At 61.5% G+C, this 21,097-nt stretch carries 18 protein-coding genes, 2 tRNA genes and 1 riboswitch; of the genes, 2 read left to right on the forward strand and 18 right to left on the reverse strand.

Translation table 11 applies throughout. The features are described from left to right. Positions 1 to 4: 4 nt before the first annotated feature. The 5 genes from A477_RS0119590 to A477_RS0119610 all read right to left on the reverse strand — a co-directional run bounded on the left by A477_RS0119590 (position 5) and on the right by A477_RS0119610 (position 5,704). The gene (locus A477_RS0119590) at positions 5 to 823 is read right to left on the reverse strand and encodes a carbohydrate ABC transporter permease (RefSeq protein ID WP_017200567.1); all 819 of its coding nucleotides are present in this window, start codon (positions 821 to 823) and stop codon (positions 5 to 7) included. Beyond that, positions 820 to 1,689: a carbohydrate ABC transporter permease gene (locus A477_RS0119595; RefSeq protein WP_017200568.1), complete on the reverse strand. Its 870-nt coding sequence runs from the start codon at positions 1,687 to 1,689 to the stop codon at positions 820 to 822. Before A477_RS0119595 ends, A477_RS0119590 begins: the two co-directional genes overlap by 4 nt. Continuing rightward, positions 1,686 to 3,041: an extracellular solute-binding protein gene (locus tag A477_RS0119600; RefSeq protein WP_017200569.1), complete on the reverse strand. Its 1,356-nt coding sequence runs from the start codon at positions 3,039 to 3,041 to the stop codon at positions 1,686 to 1,688. Before A477_RS0119600 ends, A477_RS0119595 begins: the two co-directional genes overlap by 4 nt. Positions 3,042 to 3,142: 101 nt before the next feature. Continuing rightward, positions 3,143 to 4,393: an ROK family transcriptional regulator gene (locus A477_RS0119605; RefSeq protein WP_017200570.1), complete on the reverse strand. Its 1,251-nt coding sequence runs from the start codon at positions 4,391 to 4,393 to the stop codon at positions 3,143 to 3,145. A 189-nt stretch (positions 4,394 to 4,582) separates the two neighbouring features. Next, entirely contained in the window at positions 4,583 to 5,704 is a 1,122-nt protein-coding gene (locus A477_RS0119610; RefSeq protein WP_192812029.1) for a class I SAM-dependent methyltransferase, read from the reverse strand. 203 nt (positions 5,705 to 5,907) lie between these two features. Here A477_RS0119610 and A477_RS0119615 point away from each other — a divergent pair, with 203 nt between their 5' ends. Next, entirely contained in the window at positions 5,908 to 6,285 is a 378-nt protein-coding gene (locus A477_RS0119615; protein WP_017200572.1) for a cupin domain-containing protein, read from the forward strand. A 66-nt stretch (positions 6,286 to 6,351) separates the two neighbouring features. Here A477_RS0119615 and A477_RS0119620 read toward each other — a convergent pair. Beyond that, positions 6,352 to 6,424, reverse strand: a tRNA-Ala gene (locus A477_RS0119620). 376 nt (positions 6,425 to 6,800) lie between these two features. On the opposite strand from A477_RS0119620, the gene A477_RS0119625 reads away from it, so the two are divergent. Further along, positions 6,801 to 7,391: a ScbR family autoregulator-binding transcription factor gene (locus A477_RS0119625; RefSeq protein WP_026005784.1), complete on the forward strand. Its 591-nt coding sequence runs from the start codon at positions 6,801 to 6,803 to the stop codon at positions 7,389 to 7,391. 85 nt (positions 7,392 to 7,476) lie between these two features. Here the strand turns inward: A477_RS0119625 and A477_RS0119630 are convergent. The 12 genes from A477_RS0119630 to A477_RS0119690 form a co-directional block, all read right to left on the reverse strand. After that, positions 7,477 to 7,552, reverse strand: a tRNA-Ala gene (locus tag A477_RS0119630). 117 nt (positions 7,553 to 7,669) lie between these two features. Then, on the reverse strand, positions 7,670 to 8,074 hold the full coding sequence (rsfS, locus tag A477_RS0119635; protein WP_017200574.1) for a ribosome silencing factor: 405 nt from the start codon (positions 8,072 to 8,074) through the stop codon (positions 7,670 to 7,672). A 58-nt stretch (positions 8,075 to 8,132) separates the two neighbouring features. Continuing rightward, positions 8,133 to 9,392: a hypothetical protein gene (locus A477_RS22590; protein WP_017200575.1), complete on the reverse strand. Its 1,260-nt coding sequence runs from the start codon at positions 9,390 to 9,392 to the stop codon at positions 8,133 to 8,135. A gap of 7 nt (positions 9,393 to 9,399) precedes the next feature. Next, positions 9,400 to 10,020 carry a nicotinate-nucleotide adenylyltransferase gene (nadD, locus tag A477_RS0119650; RefSeq protein WP_011775039.1) on the reverse strand — a complete coding sequence of 207 codons (621 nt, stop codon included), beginning with the start codon at positions 10,018 to 10,020 and terminating at the stop codon, positions 9,400 to 9,402. Between the two features lie 55 nt (positions 10,021 to 10,075). Next, positions 10,076 to 10,315: a hypothetical protein gene (locus A477_RS0119655; protein WP_017200576.1), complete on the reverse strand. Its 240-nt coding sequence runs from the start codon at positions 10,313 to 10,315 to the stop codon at positions 10,076 to 10,078. An 82-nt stretch (positions 10,316 to 10,397) separates the two neighbouring features. Beyond that, positions 10,398 to 11,759: a glutamate-5-semialdehyde dehydrogenase gene (locus A477_RS0119660; RefSeq protein WP_017200577.1), complete on the reverse strand. Its 1,362-nt coding sequence runs from the start codon at positions 11,757 to 11,759 to the stop codon at positions 10,398 to 10,400. Then, positions 11,756 to 12,937 carry a glutamate 5-kinase gene (gene proB / locus A477_RS0119665; RefSeq protein ID WP_017200578.1) on the reverse strand — a complete coding sequence of 394 codons (1,182 nt, stop codon included), beginning with the start codon at positions 12,935 to 12,937 and terminating at the stop codon, positions 11,756 to 11,758. Before proB ends, A477_RS0119660 begins: the two co-directional genes overlap by 4 nt. Further along, positions 12,927 to 14,513 (reverse strand): GTPase ObgE, encoded by a 1,587-nt coding sequence (obgE, locus tag A477_RS0119670; protein ID WP_017200579.1) that lies wholly within the window; start codon positions 14,511 to 14,513, stop codon positions 12,927 to 12,929. The genes proB and obgE overlap by 11 nt, the downstream gene beginning before the upstream one ends. Before the next feature lie 154 nt (positions 14,514 to 14,667). Beyond that, complete coding sequence (rpmA, locus tag A477_RS0119675; protein ID WP_003803426.1) at positions 14,668 to 14,931, reverse strand: 50S ribosomal protein L27; 264 nt, start codon at positions 14,929 to 14,931, stop codon at positions 14,668 to 14,670. Between the two features lie 62 nt (positions 14,932 to 14,993). Further along, entirely contained in the window at positions 14,994 to 15,302 is a 309-nt protein-coding gene (rplU, locus tag A477_RS0119680; protein WP_024816904.1) for a 50S ribosomal protein L21, read from the reverse strand. A gap of 374 nt (positions 15,303 to 15,676) precedes the next feature. Continuing rightward, on the reverse strand, positions 15,677 to 17,227 hold the full coding sequence (gene thiD / locus A477_RS0119685) for a bifunctional hydroxymethylpyrimidine kinase/phosphomethylpyrimidine kinase (protein WP_017200580.1): 1,551 nt from the start codon (positions 17,225 to 17,227) through the stop codon (positions 15,677 to 15,679). Continuing rightward, positions 17,218 to 17,316: riboswitch (TPP riboswitch) on the reverse strand. (Overlaps the previous gene by 10 nt.) Before the next feature lie 164 nt (positions 17,317 to 17,480). After that, entirely contained in the window at positions 17,481 to 20,669 is a 3,189-nt protein-coding gene (locus tag A477_RS0119690; protein WP_026005786.1) for an Rne/Rng family ribonuclease, read from the reverse strand. Positions 20,670 to 21,097: the final 428 nt, after the last annotated feature.

A 21,097-nucleotide genomic window follows, 5' to 3' on the forward strand; every position in this document is an offset into this window, starting at 1 on the left:
CGAACTAACCTTTCATCGCACCAGACAGGGCAAACGAATTTCCCATGCCCCGGGATACCAGCGCGTAAAGTACCAGCACAGGGACCGAATACAAGATGGAGAATGCGGCCAGCTGGCCGTAAGCGATGGCGCCGTGCTGGCCGAAGAAGCTGAAGATGGATACGGCGGCCGGTTGTTTGTCTGTGGATAGCAACAGGATGAAGGGGACGAAGAAGTTCCCCCATGCCTGGATGAACACGAAAATGAACACCACTCCCAGCCCCTGCCTCATCAGCGGCAGGACGATGCTACGGAGGGCCGCCATGGTGGAGGCCCCATCCACCCAGGCCGCTTCCTCCAATTCGAGAGGAACGGAATCCATGAAGTTCTTTGTCATCCAGATCGCCATGGGCAACGTGGTAGTTGCCATGAAGAAGATGGTGGCAGCCATGGAATCCAAAAACTGCAGCTGAACAAACAAGCCATAGACAGGCACCATGATGGCCGTCACGGGCAACGACGTCCCGAACAGGACCGTGTACATGAAGGGCTTGTTGAACCGTGATTGATACCTGGACAAAGGGTAGGCGGCAAGCACAGCAGCAAGCACATTCACCACAGCCGTGCCCGCGGACAACAGGAAGCTGTTTGCCAAGGGTTGAAACAACAGCTCGGGAGTCATCACCGCGCTGAAGTTCTCGATGGACGGCGCCAACGGAACCTTGGTCTGATACCCGGCTTGGGGATCGACGGCGGCCAACAGCAACCAGAGCAACGGCGCAGCAAAACAAATCCCGATGACCGTCAGGGCGATGTCCGCGCCCAACTTGGCTTTGGTTGTCATGGCCGTTGCTCCCGTAGCAGCCGCACGTACACCGCACCGAAGACCATGCCCAACAAAATCAGCACCGACGCCACAGCTGTGCCGTAGCCAATATCACCGAACTTGAATGCCTCTTGGTAAGCCAACACCGGCAACGTGGTACTGGCATTCGCGGGGCCGCCGGCAGTCATCACCCATATGAGGGTGAACACGGCCAACGTTTGAAGAGTGATGAGCATCAGGTTGGTGGCGATACTGCTCCGGATGAGCGGCAGCGTGATGAATGCTAGCCGCTGCCAGCCTCGTGCCCCATCCATGAGCGCCGCCTCTGCGATATCCCTGGGAACGTCAGCCAGCGCTGCCCGGTAAACCAACATGGAGAAGGCCGTTCCGCGCCAGGTATTCGCCAGGACGATTGCCACAAGGGGAAATGAGTACAGCCAATCCGGGCCCACACCGCCGAAGGCTCCCACTACCTGGTTGAGTGTTCCCTCACGGTTGAAGTAGGCGTATGCGGCAAAGGCAGCCACGATCTCCGGAAGCACCCAGGCCGCCACCACAGCGGTCCCCACCCAGGATGCCATTGCCCTGCGCGAACGCGTCATCAACAGGGCAACCAGCAAGCCCAACACATTCTGTCCCAGCACCGCCGACGCGGCGACGAAAACAACAGTGAGCCAGGCCGCCAGAGGGAAAGAATCGTCGCTGAACATCCGGACGTAATTTTCCGCACCCACCCACTGCGGGTCTTTGGCCGCCCGCCCCGACAACGCGGCGTCGGTGAACGAGGCGTAAAAGGACCACGCGACAGGAGCCAGCAGGAACAACAGGAGCAGGAGGACGGACGGGACGACGGGGAGCAGCCGCAGGAAGCGGCGCATTCTCATTTCTCCAGTACCTTGTCCTCACCTACCAGCTTGCGGACGGTCGCATCGTATTCAGCCGCGGCATCCTCAGGACTCTGCTTACCTGTGATGACGGACTCAGTAGCTACTTGGACGGCCGTGGAGATCCTCGGGTAATCGGCAGTCGCCGGCCGGTAATGCGTCACCTTCACCAAGTCTGAAACGTCCTTCACGAACGGGTTGGCTGCCAGATACTCAGGCTCCGATGCAACATCGGTGCGGACAGCGATCTGGGAGTTGTTGATGTCATAGGCCAGAGCGTTCTTCTTGTTCAGCGCTGTGGTGAGGAACTGGAAGGCCAGTTCAGGGTTTTTGCTCTTCGCCCCCACAGCCAGAGTCCAGCCACCGGACATGCTCACGCCACCTGGGTCCTGTCCCTCCTGGGTGGGGAACATTGCTACGCCCATTTCCTGCTCATAGCCGGCCCACTCATACGCGCCGCCTTTCTGCCAGAACGACGGCGTGTAGGAACCTTCCACAGTTGCCCCAAGCTTGCCCTGTGGGAACCACTCGCCAAAAACCTTCTTCCAGACGTTCGCGTCCAGGGCTTCGGCAGGGCTCACGGCGAGCTTCTCGTCATAAAGGGTTTTCAAGAACGCCAACGAGTCGGTGAACCCTTGGGAGCCCACCACCCACTTCTTTTCGTTCTCGTCATACAGGCTGCTGCCTGTGCCGTAGAGCAGTTCGTAGAAGCCCTGCATGACCGTACCCTCGCCGGTCCCCTTGCCTGCATACATGTTGAACGGGATCACGTTGGGATCTGCGGCCTTCATGGCGCGCGCGGCCGTCAGGATCTCGTCCCACGTTTTCGGCTGCCACGGTACCGAAATTCCCGCCTTCTGCAGTACGGACTTGTTATACCAAATGGCCCGGGTATCAGTGCCTAGCGGCACTGCATAAATGCCGCCGTCATCCGCGCGGCCGGCTGCCTTGGCTGCTTCGTTGAACGCTCCCCAGTCGTCCCACTTCTCAAGGTAACTGTCCAGCTTGAGGAGGTAACCGGCGTCGACGTCGGACCGCACCTTGAAGGTGTCCTCATAGAAAACATCCGGCGCCGTGTCGGCGGAACGCTGAGCCAGGGCGAGCTTGGTCCCATAGTCGTCGTCATTGGCCTGGATGGGCTGAAGGTCCACGGTCACACCCGAGTTGGAAGCTTCGAATTCCTTCTTGGCGTCCTGCATGACGGTGTCCAAGGCCGTGAAAGAGTCCGTTTTCTGATAGACGATCTTCAGGGTTTTGCTCTCAGCAGCCTCAGGTGTGGGCGAACAAGACGTCGCTGCCGTTAGAACGGCAGCGACGGAGATAACAGCAGCGAACTTAACACGGCGGCGCATGTTGCTCCATTCAGTCGAACGTGGCTACAGCCCCCATACTTCACCGTGACACCCATGCGACGTGGCCTAGCCTTGTGGATATTAAGTTGTCCTGCTTCGAACTAACCTTCCAGCAGGAGCCTTTGCGCGCGCGGAGCCAGCATATGCTCCAAAACCAGGCAGGCGGCACCAATGGCGCCAACGTCTTCACCTACACCGGTTCCCACGACTTCCAGGTCATGGATCATACGGGCAGCATTGTTCTTGTCCAGCAAATCCGGAACCCGTTCCAGGAAGTAAGGGGACATCCGCCCCCAGAATGGACCGCCAAAGACAACGCGCTCCACGTCCAGTGTGTTGGTCACTATGGAAACGGCGCGTGCCACCAACGTGGCGGACTTGTCCAGGATGGCAATGGCTTTGGCGTCACCGGCATCTGCTTTGTCGCACAACGCGGCATAGCGTTCCTGGACTTCGGGGCCGTCCGCACCCACCCGGTGCCCTTCAAGCAAACCTGCGGCTTCGGCCTCGGCCACCAGCACCTGTGGAATGCAGGAAGACTTGACGCAGCCATGCAATCCACAATCACACTGCGGACCGTTAGGGTCCACCACGATGTGGCCGATTTCGCCGGCATTGCCCGAAGTGCCGCGCACTACTTCGTCATTGAGCACAATGCCGCAGCCTATACCTGTTCCCATGTACATGAACACAAAACTGCCGGCCCCACTCGCACCGCCAGCCCAGGTTTCCGCCACCGCGGCACTAGTGACGTCCTTGTCCACCAACGTTTCCATGCCGGTGGCTTCGGCCAACGCCTCGCGGATGCGCACGCGGTTCCATCGCGTCAGGAGGGGCGGCTCCACCACGGAGCCCTCGTCGAGGTCGATCGGGCCCGGAACCGCAACACCGAGCCCGGCGATCTTGGAAGCATCGACGCCTGACTCTTCGATAAGGACATTGATCTGTTCGGCGATGCTGGTAATCACGTCGGCAGGGTCACCACCGGGGGTTGCCATCCGCGAATGCCTTACGACGTCGCCCAACAAGTCGAGGACGACAAAGGTGATGACCGCCGGGTCCAGATGCACGCCCACTGCGTACATACCCGCTGGGTTGAGGCGCAGAATGGTCCTGGGCTTGCCGGGGCCCGAGCCTTCCTTACCGGCCTCCACTATCAGCTGCTGGTCCAGGAGGCGGCGGGAGATATTCGAAATTGTCTGTGGGGAAAGGCCCACGATCTGAGCCAGCTCAACACGGCTGAGACCGCCCGACGACCGCCGGATCGCCTCCAGGATAACGGTCAGGTTGAAGTCCCCCATGCGGGGAAGGTTGGTTCCGCGCCTCGGTGTCGGCTGCCGGATCTCAGTCACTGATGCCCCTCGTCATTGGGATGAACTTCGTTGAAGATGGTCTTTGTCTGAATCGTACGATACCGCCGCCGCTTCGGATACGAGCACACGCTGACGCCGGTGTCAGGGCTTGGTAACGATGCTGCTGACCAGCGCGCTGATGCCATCCGGCAGAGCCTTGATGGCTGCTCCCGGGAAATCCGGTTGCCCTCAGCGCTTCCGGCTTCGAGTCACAGTAAACTTCGGATTCCGGCCTTCCTCAACCGTTGGCCCGATGATCCGTTCCAGCGCGGCCCGGTACTGCAAATGGCTGTTATAGACCGTCCACAGCTCTCCCCCAGGGGCAAGAACCCGGGCGGCCGCTTGAAACATCTTGAGCGCAGCACCGGCATGCACACTGGCTCCCAAGTGGAACGGCGGGTTCAGCAAGATCATGTCAGCGCTGCCCGGCTCAAGGGTGGACATGGCGTCATCGTGGATCACTGCCACCCGCTCCCCCAACCCGTTTGCAGCGGCAGTAGCCTTGGCCGAGGCAACGGCTGCCGCCGACTGGTCGGTGGCGACAACGCGGGCATCCGGGTGGCGAAGCGCATACATGGTGGCGAGAATACCGGTTCCGCAGCCCAGATCCACGGCGTACGTCGATGCCGGCATACGGTTTAGGAACGTCAGAAGGTAGCGCGTGCCTATGTCCAGACGGGCACCGGAGAAAGCGGCACCATGCGCGCACACCGTGATTCCCAGCTCCGGCAACGATTCCACCACAGGAAAGGGACGCGCTCCGGCTGTCGGTTTGGAATCCCGTGCCACCAGGACCCGGGACTTCTGCCGGGCACGTTGCGGCTGGACCGATGAGAAATAGCGTGTCAGGACCTCATTCATGCCGAGGGACATGTGCTTCACGCGACCTCCGGCCAGCAAGACCGCATCCGGTGCAGCAAACCGTGCTACGGCGTCGGCGATTTCCTCCAACTCAGCCAAAGATTTAGGCAACTGCAAGAGCACAAGGCCTGCGCCGTCCAGCAAGTCACGGTTCAGTTCGTACTCGGTGAAACGTCCTTCCAGGCCAATCGACACGGCATTGCGTTTCAGCGCAAGCCTTCCAGTGAAAAGGTCTTGGCTAACGCTTACATCACCGACGCCGAGCCCAACCAAGGTGCCCAATGTCAGCGCGCCATAGCGGTCGCCGATGACGACCACCTTCGTATCGGGCCGCAGCAGATCCGCCGCCGTGTCCAACAGGAGCCTGTCTGTGGCATCAAAGGCCTGCAGGTTGTCCGCTTCGACGTCGGGAAGCCTGCTCAACGTACTCAAGAGCGCTTCAATATCCATTGCCGTCACGGTGCGGTTCTCACTTTCATGCTTAACTGTCTCGACTTTAGGGTGGCTTGGGAGGAACCTAGTGCTTGCACGACGCAAACACCTGTCATGCCTTCGGTTGGAGACCAGGGTGGCAGGCACAGGTCACGGCGACCCTTGGAGCCAGGCACCGGGATCCACTCATCATTTGGGCTCCCCTTCCCCTGTGAGAAGCCATGAGTGTCAATGTTGTCACGAACCTTGAAGTAAAGTCCCACAACTCTCCCGACGAAACGAGGCGCCCCGATAAGACGGTGCTGGACCTCGTCACCGTGGGAGATTACACAATCGGCCGTATGACTTTTGAACCAGGGTGGACCTGGGCCGACTGCATCAAGCCAGTGGTTGGCACCGACTCCTGCGAATTAAGCCACGTCGGGTTCTGCCTTTCCGGCAACTTGGAGGTAGAAACCAATGACGGCGGCAAGATCAGCATTTCAGCCGGCGACTCCTACACCATCCCACCGGGTCACAACGCCCATGTGGTGGGCGACCAACCCTTCCAAGGCGTCGAGTTCGTCAGCGGCGCGGAATTCGCACGTCCAGCGCAATAGTCCCGAGGGACCACGGGCCGAATAACAGAAAGACCCCGCTCATTGAGCGGGGTCTTTCTTCCGAAGTGGAGCTGAGGGGACTCGAACCCCTGACCCCCTGCATGCCATGCAGGTGCGCTACCAGCTGCGCCACAGCCCCGGATTTTTGCTGACTACAAGCGGTTCAATTTCTCTTCCCGTCGAAGCAACTCGTCAATACTAACCACAATCCCACGAGAAGCGAAATCGCCGGAACATGAGCTGCATCACGCCGCGTTACGGTCCAACTGACGGCGATCCGCGGCCGAGGTGCGCTGGATTGCTCCACCGCACCTCCCCCCAAACCGGCCGCGCAGGAACCAACGCCAGAGCTGCGCGGTTCCCCCTGAAGTCTAGATTTTCTTCGGAGCAAAACCAAACCGTTCAGTCGGTTTATGTTCCGGCTGGCCCACAAGCCGCCGATGGTAGCGTTGTGGAGTCTCGACGGCGGCCCGGTCCTCCGTCTCCTGCCTGATCCGAGAGGCCAACCGCCACCCATGCAGCAACGTGCGAAAGACACCCGGCTTTCCGTCATCGAAGGCGCTGCCCGGGTCTTCGCGGAAATCGGCTATGGAAATGCCAGCCTCACCGACATCACCAAGCGTGCAGGCGTGACGAAGGGCGCGCTCTACTTCCACTTCACGTCAAAGCGGGAATTGGCTTTAGCTGTCATCGAGGAGCAGCACGCCATCGTTTTAGCCGCAGGGGCCGAAATCCTGGCTTCAGGCGCACCCGCCCTCGACAGGCTCATAGGACTCTGCCGGATGTTCGGCCAACAGCTGCTCGATGAACCGGTTGTCCAAGGCGGCATTCGGCTCACGTTTGAAGCCTCCGCTTTCGACGCAGACGTCTCCGGTCCCTACCAGGACTGGATCAACACGGTAGAGCAACTGCTGGGGCAAGCTGCAGCCGAAGGTGCCATACGTCCCGAGCTGGACGCTGCCGCCTTCGCCAGGTACCTGATTGCATCGTTTACCGGCGTTCAAATGGTCTCCGACGTATTGGCCTCCCGTGAAGACGTGCTGCTGAGAATCGAACAGATGTGGGAGTTCATGCTGCCGGCATTACGCCCGGGACGGTCCAAATAGCCACGACTTCACCAAACGGCTGCCTCCAAACACGAAAAAAGGCCCTGCCTACTCCATACAATTCATGAAGTAGACAGGACCTTGGTGGTGGAGCTGAGGGGACTCGAACCCCTGACCCCCTGCATGCCATGCAGGTGCGCTACCAGCTGCGCCACAGCCCCATATTCTTGCTGCTTCGCGTCTGGTTTTTTGGACCATACGCGCCGAAGCAACTCAAATATCTTAGAACAGCATTTCTGAAAATTCCAAATCGGACATATTTCGGCTGATGGCTGGTCCTAGAGCTCGGAATCTTCCGCCGAAACGGCCTTCGCAGAAGCGTCGTCGCCCAATTCGAGGTCCACTACGGGGCAATCCTTCCAGAGGCGCTCCAAAGCGTAGAAGACACGATCCTCGGCGTGCTGGACGTGGATCACGATGTCTGCGTAGTCCAAGAGAACCCAACGGCCTTCAGAGCGGCCCTCGCGGCGCACGGGACGAAGGTCCTGCTTCATCAGTTCTTCCTCGATGCCGTCAACAATGGCGTTGACTTGGCGCTCGGTGGGAGCGGAAGCAATCAGGAAGACATCAGTGAGCGCCAAACGCTCGCTGACGTCCAGGGCGACAATGTCCTCAGCAAGCTTGTCTGCCGCGGCACGCGCAGCGTGACGGGCGAGGGTGATGGATTGTTCATGTGCAGACACGGGTACTCCTTGTTGTGGCCAGTGGCCTATGTTTGGCGTGAGCCATTGTTCAGCGGAATTAGCCGCTGGTGATCATGATGATGCCGACTATGAGTGCCACGAGGCCCAACCCGAGGACGCCAAATTGCAGCAACCTGTTCCGTTGCGCCCGCGCCAAACCGGCGGTGTTGGCATCCAAGGGGTCAAGGCCATACGCCGCGCTGGCCGAAACCGGTGGGCGCTGGGTCTCTTGGCTGGGCTCCGCGGCGGTGACAGGACGTTTGCCGACTGACTTCGCGACTGCTTCTGCGCGGGCAAGAACACCGGCCCGGCCGCGTGCTCCCGGCTTTTTTGCCTGAGCTGGTCCGGCGTCGAGCTTGGGTCCCGCAGACGTAATCAGCGGTACAAATGTGGTGCTCGGGCGCTTCATGACAGGCCGTTCGATCCCCGGCATCTTGACGAACTCCAAGGGAGTCACCATCGCGAGATTGTTAGCCGTGGAAGGACCCATCGTAGCGCCCGGCGACTTCCCGTCGCCCCCGGAACCCGACGCATTTTTGGATGGTTCCGACGTGTTTTTTCCGGATTCTGCCTGCGTCTTCTCGGCAAGCTTCTGCTTGGCGGCGGCGCGTTTGTTCAGGACGGCAGCACGCTCGGCAAGGGCGATCTGCTGCGCCAGGACCTCAGGATCTACGGCCAAGGGGTCCTGCTCGGCAATGTGTTCCAGCTTGGCCGTCTGGTTTTCCACCTGCGCGGCGATCAGCTGGCGTACTGCAAGCGCCTGCTCTACGGACATTTCGGACTCCGCAGGACCCTTGCTGCTTCCCTCACCGTCCGTTGTGGGCTTCGGAGCGCCCGGGGCCTTCTCCGTCGAAGCCTTGTCAGCAGCCTCCGGCTTGGAAGAGTCCGGTTTGGAAGACTCGGGTTTGGAAGACTTGGCACCCTCGGGCTGCCCCACGTTCTTTGCCGCGGGCGCGGGAACAATGGGATTCATGGAGGTTGCAACTTCGGCCTGCAGCTGCTGGAGGCGCAGCTGGCGGCGCGTGGGCGGGCCCCCACCCGACAACTGTGACTCCTTGTCCGCCAGCTCCTTGATAGTGCGCAATGCGGCACGATCGCGGGCCCGGATTTGGGATGAGCGTTCCTGGGCTGCCGGTCCCACGGCGTCCACGGGGACATCGGCGGCACGACGATTGCGTCCGTTCGGGCGGTCGGCGTGAGGAGAGTTTTCTAGGTCCGCAGGCGCGGACGTATCAACTTGCTGGGCCTCGGGGTTTTCCTCCCGGGCACGGCGAAGTTCACGCCTGCTGCGGATGGGTCGCTGGTCCTGGCTGCTCATTCAAAACTCATTCAGTACGTGCTTGGTCGTCTGATCCGGACAATGCGGGTGTCAGGTCCGCTGCGTTGGCAGGTGCCGCATACAGTCCATATTTTGCGATGTACTGCACCACTCCGTCAGGCACGAGGTACCAGACAGGGTTTCCGGCCCCAACGCGGGTCCGGCAATCCGTGGAGGAGATGGCCATGGCGGGAACTTCCAACAGGCTGACGTCGTCCCTGCCCATGTCGTGCAGTTCATGGCCGGGACGGGTCACGCCGACGAAATGGGCCAAGGACCACAATTCGTCAACGTCCTTCCACGAAAGGATCTGCGCCAAGGCATCTGCACCCGTGATGAAGAACAGGTCAGCGTCAGGACGCTCTGCACGGAGATCGCGGAGGGTGTCGATGGTGAACGTCGGCCCCGGCCGATCAACATCCACCCGGCTTACTGTGAACCTTGGATTGGAGGCCGTGGCGATGACGGTCATCAGGTAACGGTGTTCAGGCCTGCTGACCAGCTTGTGTGACTTCTGCCAAGGCTGGCCCGTGGGCACGAAAACCACTTCATCAAGGCCGAACTTGGCTGCGACTTCACTGGCAGCAACAAGGTGGCCGTGATGAATGGGATCAAATGTTCCACCCATCACGCCCAGCCGGAGCCTGCGCCCCGCCTCCCCACGCGGTGTTGCGGCGATAATGTTAGTGGCCTTGGCCGTGGGTGTGCTTGTTCGGGTGCTGGCGGTGCGGATCGGCGTGCTCTTCCACGGCCTCGTGACGGTTGCCAAGGTTGGTGTAGGAGAGGGTAACAAACAGGAGAACCAGCATGAGGGCGAACATCACTACGCCGAAAACCCACGGCTCGGCCCACAGCGGAGCGAGTTCCTCGTGGCCGCCTTCAGTTTGGGCGGCAATGGACGTGGCGATCTGCTGAAACAGCATCTTCTCCCCTATTGGTTCTCAAAGGATTTTCGACGGCGGGACTACCCACCGTTCCGGACTTCTGTTCTATGTTACCGCGTTGCTAGGCGCGGATCTGGCCCTCGCCCTGGACGATCCACTTGGTGGTGGTCAGCTCCGTGAGGCCCATGGGACCCCGGGCGTGCAACTTCTGGGTGGAAATACCTACTTCGGCTCCGAGGCCGAGCTCTCCTCCGTCAGTGAACCGGGTGGAGGCATTGACGATTACGGCAGCAGAATCAATGTCCGCAATGAACTTCTCGGCGTTGGCCAGGTTGTTCGTGAGGATCGCTTCGGTGTGACCGGTGGTCCAAGTGCGGATGTGGTTGACGGCTTCATCCAGGCTGTCCACCATGGCGACCGCGAGATCAAGGTCCATGTATTCGGTGGCCCAATCGTCATCGTCAGCGGGCACAGTTTCAATGTCTTTACCCAAGGCAGAAGCGATGCGCTCATCCACGTGGAGGGTGACGCCGGCTGAGCGCAGTGCCTTGGCGACGGCAGGGAGCACCGTGGCGCCGGAGTGCACCAGCAGGGTTTCAACTGTGTTGCAGACGCTGGGGCGCTGCGTCTTGGCGTTGAGGAGGATTTCCACGGCCATCTCTTCATTCGCGGATTCGTCGATGAAGATATGGACATTGCCTTCGCCGGTCTCAATGACCGGTACTGAGGAGTTCGTCACAACAGTCTGAATGAGATCCCGCCCGCCGCGGGGAATGAGGACATCTACCCGGCCGCGGGCGCGCATCAGTACGTTGGCACCTTCACGACCGTACTGGTCCACAGTTTGCACAGCATCCGCGGGCAGGCCGACGGAATCCAGCGCTTCGCGAAGGATCCGAACCAGTGCCTCGTTGGTGTTCGCGGCGGCGGAACCTCCCCTGAGGATTACTGCGTTCCCGCTCTTGAGTGCCAAGCCTGCGATGTCCACCGTGACATTCGGGCGGGCCTCATAAATGGCGGCCACAACACCCATGGGGACGTTCACTTGGCGCAAGCGCAGTCCATTGGGCAGTGTCTGTCCACGGACCACGTTTCCCACGGGGTCGGGCAGACCTGCCAGGTTCTCCAAGGCAGCAACCAAACCGTCTATGCGGGCAGGGGTCAGGGTCAAACGGTCGAGCAGTGCCGCTGACGTGCCGTTGGCGCGACCCACGGCTACATCCTTGGCGTTGGCCTCCAACACGTGCTTGCGGTTCTCCACCAAGGCAGTTCCGATGGCACGCAATGCACGGTCTTTCCATGCACGGTTTGCTTGTCCCATACGGCGGGCAGCTTTACGGGAACGGTCCGCGATGGCGTGAACGGCTGCCTGGACGTCTTCCGGTGACAACGGGACACCGGCTGCAGGGTTCTCCGGCGTCTGGCCGGCGGCACCGGATACGTCGGAGATCACAGGGGCGTCAGGGGTCAGCGCTTCAGTCATGCTCCAAGTTTAGATGAGCGTGGCGCCCTCAGGAGCACCAGATCGTCAACATGAACAACTTCGCGGTCATAGCCGCGGCCCATGGCCTGGCCGAGCTCCTGCGTTGTACGGCCCAACATGCGCGGGAGTTCCTCCGAAGAGTAGTTCACCAAGCCTCGTGCAACCACCGTGCCATCATGGGCAACCATCTCAACGGGATCCCCGGCTTCAAAATCACCGCTGATGTCCGAAATGCCTGCGGGAAGGAGTGACCTGTGCCGGTCGCGCACGGCTTTCACCGCGCCGTCGTCGAGTATTAAACGACCGTGGACAGTGGCCAAGTGTGCCAGCCACAGGAGTCGGACCGGCTTGCGACTGCCGTTCACGGCGAACCACGTTCCCACGTCCTCACCAGCCAAAGCCGCCGCAGCGTTGGGCGTGGATGTGACCAGTGCATGGATACCCGAGCCGGCAGCAATTGACGCCGCTTCCACCTTGGTCATCATGCCGCCCGTTCCAACGCCGGCCTTACCCGCCTTGCCAATGGTCACGTCCTCCAGGTCCTGCGGACCACGGACCAGCGGAATGCGTTGGGCGCCTTGGGACGGCGGGCCGTCGTAGAGGGCGTCGACGTCGGACAGCAGCACCAGCGCATCGGCGCGAACCAAGTGCGCCACCAAGGCAGCGAGACGATCGTTGTCACCGAAGCGGATTTCATGCGTGGCCACGGTGTCGTTCTCGTTGACCACCGGAACGACGCCGAGGTTCAACAGCCTGTTCAGTGCCCGGAAGGCATTTGTGTGCTGGGTCCGGCGCATCAGGTCATCGGCGGTCAACAGGACCTGGCTGACCGTTACACCGTGGGCGCTGAAAGCCTGGGTATAGCGTGCCATCAGGAGTCCCTGCCCTACACTGGCGGCCGCCTGCTGCGTGGCCAGGTCCTTGGGGCGCTTGGCGAGGCCCAAAGGGGCAAGTCCTGCAGCGATGGCACCGGAGGACACAAGGATAATTTCTGTCCCGGAATTGCGCTTCTCGGCCAGGGCATTGACCAGGCCGGTGAGGGACTTTTCGGAGATGCCCCCCTTGATGCTGGTCAGTGAGGAGGACCCCACTTTGACAACAATCCGCTTGGCGGTGGCCAGGGCCTGGCGCTCAAGTCCCTCGGCTATGTCCGGAGCGTCGATAGTCCTAGTCGTCATCACCGGAATCCAGATGGCTTTCCTTGACTGCCTGGGCACGGCGACCACTGACTGATTCAGTCCAGATGCCAGCCTTGCGTTCAGCTTCAAGCTCAGCCCTCGCGGCGGCCTTCGCTTCGCGGCGCTCGATCTGCTCGTCGCGCTTTTGTGAACGCGTGGGGCGGTCGCCGATGTCCGCGACGCGAATGTCGGTACCGCGGGGGGTCGCCAGGAGCTCGGCGCCAGCCATCATGGTGGGCTCCCAATCGAACACGACGCCGTCGTCTTCACCGATGACCACGGTGTCGCCAGGCTTGGCGCCAACCTTGAAGAGCTCGGTTTCAACACCGAGCTTGGCAAGGCGGTCGGCGAGATAGCCAATGGCTTCCTCGTTGGTGAAGTCAGTTTGCTTGACCCAGCGCACGGGCTTTTCGCCCAACACGCGGAACAGCGGCTCAAGGTTTTTCTCCTCGCGGCGGATCTTGAAGCCGGACTCATTGACGGCACGCGGCCGGAGGACGGGAGCAGTCACCTTGGGAGGCGTGGCCTGAACGGCGTCACGAGCTGCCTGGACTATCTCAGCCATGGCAAAGCCTAGCTGACGCAACCCTTCGTGGCTGGTTGCCGACACTTCAAAAACGCGGTAGCCACGGGCTTCGAGGTCCGGACGGACGAATTCGGCCATGTCCTTGCCGTCGGGAAGATCCACCTTGTTGAGGACTACCAGCTTGGGCCGCTCGTTCAGGGGCACAACTTCGCCGTCAACACCGGCGTAGCTCATGTCGACGGCGTACTTCTCCAGTTCGGCCTCAATGATGGCGAGGTCGGACAGAGGATCCCGGTCAGATTCAAGGGTTCCACAATCGAGGACGTGAACCAGGGCAGCACAGCGCTCTACGTGACGCAGGAAGTTGTGGCCCAAGCCCTTGCCTTCGCTGGCGCCTTCGATCAGGCCGGGAACGTCGGCGATAGTGAAGCGGACATCGCCGGCCTGCACCACACCGAGGTTGGGAATAAGGGTAGTGAAAGGGTAGTCGGCAATCTTGGGCCGGGCAGCAGACATGGCTGCAATGAGGCTCGACTTACCGGCAGAAGGGAAACCAACCAGGGCGATATCTGCGATGGACTTCAGTTCCAGGACGATGTCGCTGGACTCACCTTCGATGCCGAGCAGGGCAAAGCCTGGAGCCCGACGCTTCTGCGATGAGAGGGATGCGTTGCCGAGGCCGCCCTGTCCGCCGGCAGCTGCGATGTACTCAGTACCCTCGCCGACAAGGTCGGCGAGGACTTCGCCGTCCTTGGTCTTGACCACGGTGCCATCGGGCACGGGAAGAATCAGGGTTTCACCGTTCTTGCCACCACGCCAGTCACCCATGCCGGGGCCACCATTGGTGGCATGGCGGTGGGGAGCGTGATGGTAATCAAGCAAGGTTGTGGTCTGCGCAGATACGCGCAGGATGACATCGCCACCGTTGCCACCGTTGCCACCGTCGGGGCCACCGAGCGGCTTGAACTTTTCCCGCTTGACAGAGACACAGCCGTGGCCGCCGGTTCCGCCGGATACGTGCAGGACTACCCGGTCTACAAAGCTCGCCACGTGAATCTCCTCAGTTGCTGTCTTACAGCGTTTGTTGCTGTTGCCAGCGTTGTTGCAAAAACCAGCGCGCTAAAGCGCCCTAGTCGATTGTAATGCGGTTAAAAGAACGGTGGAGCGGGCCGTTTGGCCCGCTCCACCGGTTCAGAACTTGTTGTTACTCTGCAGCTGCAGCAGCAACAATGTTCACTACGCGACGGCCGCGGCGAGTACCAAACTCAACCGCACCGGCCTGCAGTGCGAACAGGGTGTCGTCGCCACCGCGACCGACGCCTGCACCGGGGTGGAAGTGGGTTCCACGCTGGCGAACGATGATCTCGCCAGCGGAAACTACCTGACCACCGAAACGCTTGACGCCCAAGTACTGAGCGTTGGAGTCACGACCGTTGCGAGTGGAACTCGCGCCTTTTTTGTGTGCCATGTGAAATGCCTGCCTCTAAATTTCTGGGGAAACTGAAAAACCTGAACAGCGGGTAACGAAAGTTACGCGATGCTGGTGATCTTGATCTTGGTCAGTTCCTGACGGTGACCCTGACGCTTCCGGTAGCCGGTCTTGTTCTTGAACTTCTGGATGACGATCTTCGGACCACGGAGGTCCTCGAGGATCTCAGCCGTGACCTTGACGTTGGCCAGTTCCGCAGCTGCGGAGGTGACCTTCTCGCCGTCAACCAGGAGCAATGCGGGCAGCTCAAGCGTGCTACCGGCTCCACCGGGGACGCGGTTCAGCGTTACGTAGTCTCCAACGGAAACTTTTTCTTGGCGGCCGCCTGCGCGGACAATCGCGTACACCACTTGGGTACTCACTTCTCTCGACGTTTATTACAAAATTTGCGTGCGGAACCTTGAACCGGAATCAGCCCTGGTTCGCGCTGTGCCTCAACGCCGTGGACCTCTGATCGAAGTCCGCGAGTCATCCCATGAACAATTCCAAGGGGCATAACCCAAGTGTTGGCGTAAGCACCGAAGATCAAGATTACGCTAGTTTGACCTTCAGCTGCAAATGAGGCCGGGTCCGGAGGCTACCTCGTGACTTGCATCACCAGTTGTAACGGACTCTCCCGGCACCGTGCCCATACAGCCTACAGGGTTTGGGCGAGATTAACGCGATCCAGCCAACGACGCGCGGACGTGTCGCCCCAATCGGCCTCAAGTGCGTGGGTGGAAAGCTACTGGGCTCCGGTGAACGAAGCCTGCGCAAACAGCCTCGGAGCATCGAAGAACGCGGTCTCGTAGCGGCATGACTGAATGAAAGCATCCATCATGGCAGCCCGCTCCGTGCCGGAAGCCACGACGGCCGCACCATCCGTGAAGTTGATCGCTTTCCGTGTTGCCGCGGCGAAATCCTCGTCGGCGTAGGTCTTCAACCAGTCCGCATAGGCATGGTCCGCAGGCGCGCCGGCGTCTACATATGCCGTATGAAGCTGCTGACCCACCTCCGCGTACAACCAGTAACAGGGCAGGATCGCCGCCAGCACCACGGCGTAGCTGCCGGCAGCGGATGTTGCCAGTAAATGGTCCACGTAGGACTTGGTGACCGGCCCGGTTGCTGTGGAGGCTTCCCGCGTGCTCAACCAGTTCCTGTGCAACTCGGATTCAACCTCCAGGCACTGCTGTGATGCCTTTGCCCAAAACAGTTGTTCCTCCTCCGTGGGGGCCAAAGCGCCCGCACGTGCAAGGACCCTCGAATACCCATTGAGATAGATGGCGTCCTGGGCAAGGTAGTAATTGAAGTCACGTTCCGGCAGCTCGCCGGATTGAAGTCCTTGAATAAACGGAAGTCCGTAAATCGCTTCGAGTTCGGGAACGGCTTCGTTCCACATCGCCGCCGCGAAAGCGCCCGGCTTGGATGCCACCTGGAAGTGGTGGAAGTGGTTCACGGGTCCGTTGCCTTGACCCACGTGCAGGGCGTCAGAGGCCTTCAATGCCCCCAGCAACCACGGTTTGACTTCCCGCAACGAAACTTCCCAGTCACCAGTTCGTGCCTGGACTGTTGCCAAAGCTGAAGACAGGGAGCACCCGGTACCGTGGCTGTTCCGCGTGGCAACCTTGGGACCTGCCACTTCGATCACGTCCTGGGACAGCAGCCCGCTGGTGTTCACCAGCGCATCGGGGCACTCCGGCCCTGGCAGGTGGCCGCCCTTGACCAGGACCGTGTTGCCGTATTCGGCTGCCAACCGCTTGCCCTGGTCCAGCGCCGAAACCCAGTCTCTTGCCTCCGGCTCTCCCAGCAACATGGCCAGTTCCGGAAGGTTCGGCGTCATGAGGTGGGCCAAAGGGAGCAGCGAACGCAATGCCTTCTCAGCAGACTCCCGCAGCAGTCGGTCACCGCTGGTGGCCACCATCACCGGATCAAGGACCACGACGACGGGACTCACCTCTTCGAGCCAGCCCCGGACCTCATCGATGACGGCGGCGTCGCCGAGCATTCCGATCTTAACGGCGTCAATCGTGATGTCACCACTAATGGCTTCCAGTTGTTGGCGAAGGAAGTGCGCGGGAGGGACGTGGACGGCACTGACTCCCCTGGTGTTTTGCGCGGTGAGCGCCGTGATGGCAGCCATGCCATACCCGCCGAATGCGGCGATGCTCTTCAGGTCCGCTTGGACTCCGGCGCCACCTGAAGGGTCCGAGCCGGCAATGCTCAGAACGCGTGGGATTGGACGGCCCGAAGCCCGAGCGTCGAGGGGGTACACCGATGAATATGATGATGCAGTCATGAGGACATCCCTTCGCCGGTGCTAACCGGACAGGTTCAACGGGTTTGGATCTCAGCCTGGCCCAACGCCCGGCACCCCGTGTCAGTCCCCAAGCGTAGCCGGGAAGCGACGCGCCACGGGAACCGGGCCACGCCGACGCCCGGATGTGACTCTGAACGCAGCCCATGCGTGGATTGCAGTGCAGACGCAAAAGGACCCCGCACTACCCGCCGTTTGGCAGATAGCGCAGGGTCCTTTTACTTGTTCGCCGCGATTAGAGCTCGGAAGCAGGAACTCCAACGCCGAGGATGATGGGCTCATCCTTTGGTGCCTTCTTGGTCGGTTCCACAGGCGCCTTAGCCTCATGGGCCGAACCCCGGGTGGCCGACGCAGTCGCCTCGTGGTGCTCAACGCTGGTTTCATTGGCTGCGCCCTGGGCCCTGCTGGCACTCCGATTACGGCGACCACGACGACCACGCGAGGCTGAAGCAGCCTCGGGATCTTCCTCAGCAGTCCGTGCCGGAGAAGCAGCCTTCGGGGTCTCTTCTGCCTTTGTGGCTGAAACCCGCGCGGCTTCTTCCTCAGGTGCCGGAGCCGCGCCGAGGTGCGAGAACGCTTCGGCCAGGAGATCCAGGCTCATGGCAGGCTTGGCTGCCTGCGGTTCCTCGTGGTGTTCAACGAACGGCAAGGCAACCTCTTCCCCTCCGAAGCGCAGGACGGGAGTAGATCTTGCTTCCTGGACTGCTGCTTCGTCGCTGCCTGCTTCACTGCTGGCGGCGGTGCCGGATGCAGGGCTTGCGTCTGACTCGTGTCGGCCTGCCGCCCGCGCTTCCTCCTCTGCACGGTGAACTTCGTCGTCGTGCAGGTGCGCGGCGTGAGCTGCGGCGGCAATCGTCGCCAGGGCGGCCCTGGTTGCCTCGGCTTTTGCCATCCGGGCAGGATCCTGCGGTTCAGCCGTGCTGGATGCTGCGACCGGGGCGGACGTGGTCGTGTGGACCTGCGCGGGAGCTTCGGCAATGGCAGGTCCCCCGCCCTTGCCGCGGCGGCGTTTGCGTTCGGTCCGCGCAGCTGGCTGCTGCGCTTCCGTGTGCGGGCGGTGATGTTCAGCAGCCACCACGTTGGCGCGCCGGTGTTCAACGGGCTCGTCGTGCGTGACGACACCCCGGCCAGCGCAGTGCTCGCACTGCTCACCGAAGACCTCAAGGAGGCCTGTTCCCATGCGCTTACGAGTCATCTGGACCAAGCCCAGCGACGTCACTTCAGCCACCTGGTGCTTGGTGCGGTCCCGGCCGAGGCACTCCACCATGCGGCGGAGGACGAGGTCGCGGTTGGATTCAAGGACCATGTCGATGAAGTCGATGACGATAATGCCGCCGATATCGCGCAGACGAAGCTGGCGAACAACTTCTTCGGCCGCTTCAAGGTTGTTCTTGGTGACGGTTTCTTCCAGGTTTCCGCCACTGCCGGTGAACTTGCCGGTGTTGACGTCAACCACGGTCATGGCCTCGGTGCGATCGATGACCAACGAGCCGCCGGACGGGAGGAAGACCTTCCGCTCCAAGGCCTTGTGGATCTGCTCGTCGATGCGCCACGCAGCGAAGATGTCCTGGTCCTTGGTCCACTTTTCGAGGCGTCCCACCAGATCAGGGGCAACGTAAGTCACGTAGGCCTCGATGGTGTCCCAGGCGTCGTCACCGGAGACGATCAGCTTGGAGAAGTCCTCATTGAAGACGTCACGGACTACTTTGATGGTGAGGTCAGGTTCGCCGTAGAGCAGTTCCGGAGCCAGAACCTTGGTGGACGAGGCCTGTCCTTCGATGCCTTCCCACTGGGCGCGCAGACGGTTGATGTCGTGGGTGAGCTCTTCCTCGGACGCACCCTCAGCTGCTGTGCGAACAATGACACCGGCGTTTTCCGGCAAGCGGTCCTTCAGGATGCGCTTGAGGCGGTTGCGCTCGACGTCGGGCAGCTTGCGTGAGATGCCGGTCATGGAACCACCGGGTACGTACACCAGGTAGCGGCCCGGCAGGGAGATCTGGCTGGTGAGGCGGGCACCTTTGTGCCCCACGGGGTCCTTGGTGACCTGGACCAGGACGGAGTCGCCGGATTTCAGGGCGTTCTCGATCCGGCGCGGCTGGCCTTCAAGGTTGACTGCGTCCCAGTTGACTTCTCCGGCGTACAGGACGGCGTTACGGCCGCGTCCGATGTCCACGAACGCAGCTTCCATTGACGGCAGCACGTTCTGGACCTTGCCCAGGTACACGTTGCCGATCAGGGAGTCCTGCTGGGTCTTGGACACGAAGTGCTCAGCCAGCACACCGTCTTCCAGTACACCGATCTGTATTCTGTCGTCGCGCTGGCGGACGATCATCTGGCGGTCCACCGACTCACGGCGGGCAAGGAACTCGGCCTCGGTGATGACCTGGCGGCGGCGTCCGGTTTCACGGGACTCGCGGCGGCGCTGCTTCTTGGCCTCCAGCCTGGTGGAGCCCTTGACGCCGGTAACCCGGTTGGAAGGGGCGGTCTCCGTGATGGGGCGGGGCGCACGGACACGGGTGACTGTGTTGGGCGGATCGTCGTCCGAGCCGCCGGTCAGTTCAAGATCCTGGTCTCCACGACGGCGACGACGCCTACGCCGCGACGTGACGCCTTCTTCGAGGGCTTCTACTACCGGCGCTTCGTCGTCCTCGGACTCGGTGCCGTCCTCGGCCTCGTTCTCTTCCCGCTCGGTTCCACGGCGACCACGGCGGCCGCGGCTCCTGCGACGCCGGCGGCTACCTGCGTCTTCCAGCTCGCCTTCAGCGGTGGTTTCGGTTTCTTCTTCGGGCTCCTCAGCCTTCTCCTCCACCACGGCGACGCGGGGAACCGTGGTGAGGTCAGGGGCCTGGAAGATCATGGACGTGATGGAAACCGGCTCCATGAACAGCGAGGTGGACGCAGCGGGAGCAGCCTCTTCGGCAGGTTCCTCTGCGGTGGCCGCGGTTTCCGGGTTTTGGGCAGCAACGTCGGTGGTCAGCTCAGCCACCGCTTCCTCTGGCCGGGAGCCATTTTCCGGCGTCGTAGTTTCCTGCGGGGCTTCCGCGGCAACGGGTACCTCTACGGCTTCCGTTTTGGGCTTGGTGGTACGACGACGGCGGACCGGCTTTTCGGGGGCCGGCTCGGCGGCAGCTTCGGGCTTGGCTTCGGGGGCGGCGGTGTCTTCGCCCACAGCAGTAGCTTCGTCGCCCAAACCGGGCAGGGTCTCGGCAGGCTCTGCCTTTTTGCGGGAACGGGTGCGACGCACTGGTGTTGCGGCGGCCTCAGGGGTTGCGTCCGGGGCGGGGGCCTCGGCCGCAGGTGCCTCTACGTCAGCGGCGACTTTGGGCGCTGCCTTGCGCCGGGTCCTGGTGGCTTTCTTGGGCGCTTCCGCAGTTTCCGCGGGAGCTGCCTCGTCATTAACGGCTACAACCTGGTCATTATCCATATGTGGCAACACTCCTGCCCCAGCGACGCCGCCACATCCGGCGCCCAGTGGAGCAAATATTGTCAAAACCCGCAGGCGTTGACAGAAGTCGGCAGTATGCCTTCCGGTTCGCACCAGCATTGGGGTGCGGCAGCCCTGGAAGGCCGGCGGCTTTATTCTGAAACCCGTTGTTCTGCTGCCACAACCAGGTGCCGTCCATTGTCATGGCGGGCCTACCGAGGATCACACGATCCGGGCATGCCCAGCTCATACTGGCGGTCTTGGGAACAAAGTCACCGGACCGGAATTCGAATGTGGATCGACTCCCGGCCATGTTCATTCTCTCACACCCCTGCACATTCCCAGGGTAGGTCGCTGTGTCGTGGGCCTCCCTGCACAAGCTGGGGCCGGCGCCCAGCCTTCGGAGTTACAATCCTCCCAAGAGCCCT

Origin of the sequence: Arthrobacter sp. M2012083 (assembly GCF_000281065.1) — a bacterium.
Classification (GTDB): Bacteria; Actinomycetota; Actinomycetes; order Actinomycetales; family Micrococcaceae; genus Arthrobacter.

Excerpts from the sequence above, each read along its gene's own strand:
- rpmA (WP_003803426.1), bottom strand. The coding sequence starts at position 14,931 with ATGGCACACAAAAAAGGCGCGAGTTCCACTCGCAACGGTCGTGACTCC.
- A477_RS0119690 (WP_026005786.1), bottom strand. The coding sequence starts at position 20,669 with ATGGATAATGACCAGGTTGTAGCCGTTAATGACGAGGCAGCTCCCGCG.
- A477_RS0119590 (WP_017200567.1), bottom strand. The coding sequence starts at position 823 with ATGACAACCAAAGCCAAGTTGGGCGCGGACATCGCCCTGACGGTCATC.
- A477_RS0119615 (WP_017200572.1), top strand. The coding sequence starts at position 5,908 with ATGAGTGTCAATGTTGTCACGAACCTTGAAGTAAAGTCCCACAACTCT.
- thiD (WP_017200580.1), bottom strand. The coding sequence starts at position 17,227 with ATGACTGCATCATCATATTCATCGGTGTACCCCCTCGACGCTCGGGCT.
- A477_RS0119600 (WP_017200569.1), bottom strand. The coding sequence starts at position 3,041 with ATGCGCCGCCGTGTTAAGTTCGCTGCTGTTATCTCCGTCGCTGCCGTT.
- A477_RS0119610 (WP_192812029.1), bottom strand. The coding sequence starts at position 5,704 with ATGGATATTGAAGCGCTCTTGAGTACGTTGAGCAGGCTTCCCGACGTC.
- nadD (WP_011775039.1), bottom strand. The coding sequence starts at position 10,020 with ATGGGTGGAACATTTGATCCCATTCATCACGGCCACCTTGTTGCTGCC.
- A477_RS0119655 (WP_017200576.1), bottom strand. The coding sequence starts at position 10,315 with ATGCTGTTTCAGCAGATCGCCACGTCCATTGCCGCCCAAACTGAAGGC.
- A477_RS22590 (WP_017200575.1), bottom strand. The coding sequence starts at position 9,392 with ATGAGCAGCCAGGACCAGCGACCCATCCGCAGCAGGCGTGAACTTCGC.
- A477_RS0119660 (WP_017200577.1), bottom strand. The coding sequence starts at position 11,759 with ATGACTGAAGCGCTGACCCCTGACGCCCCTGTGATCTCCGACGTATCC.
- A477_RS0119625 (WP_026005784.1), top strand. The coding sequence starts at position 6,801 with ATGCAGCAACGTGCGAAAGACACCCGGCTTTCCGTCATCGAAGGCGCT.
- proB (WP_017200578.1), bottom strand. The coding sequence starts at position 12,937 with ATGACGACTAGGACTATCGACGCTCCGGACATAGCCGAGGGACTTGAG.
- A477_RS0119595 (WP_017200568.1), bottom strand. The coding sequence starts at position 1,689 with ATGAGAATGCGCCGCTTCCTGCGGCTGCTCCCCGTCGTCCCGTCCGTC.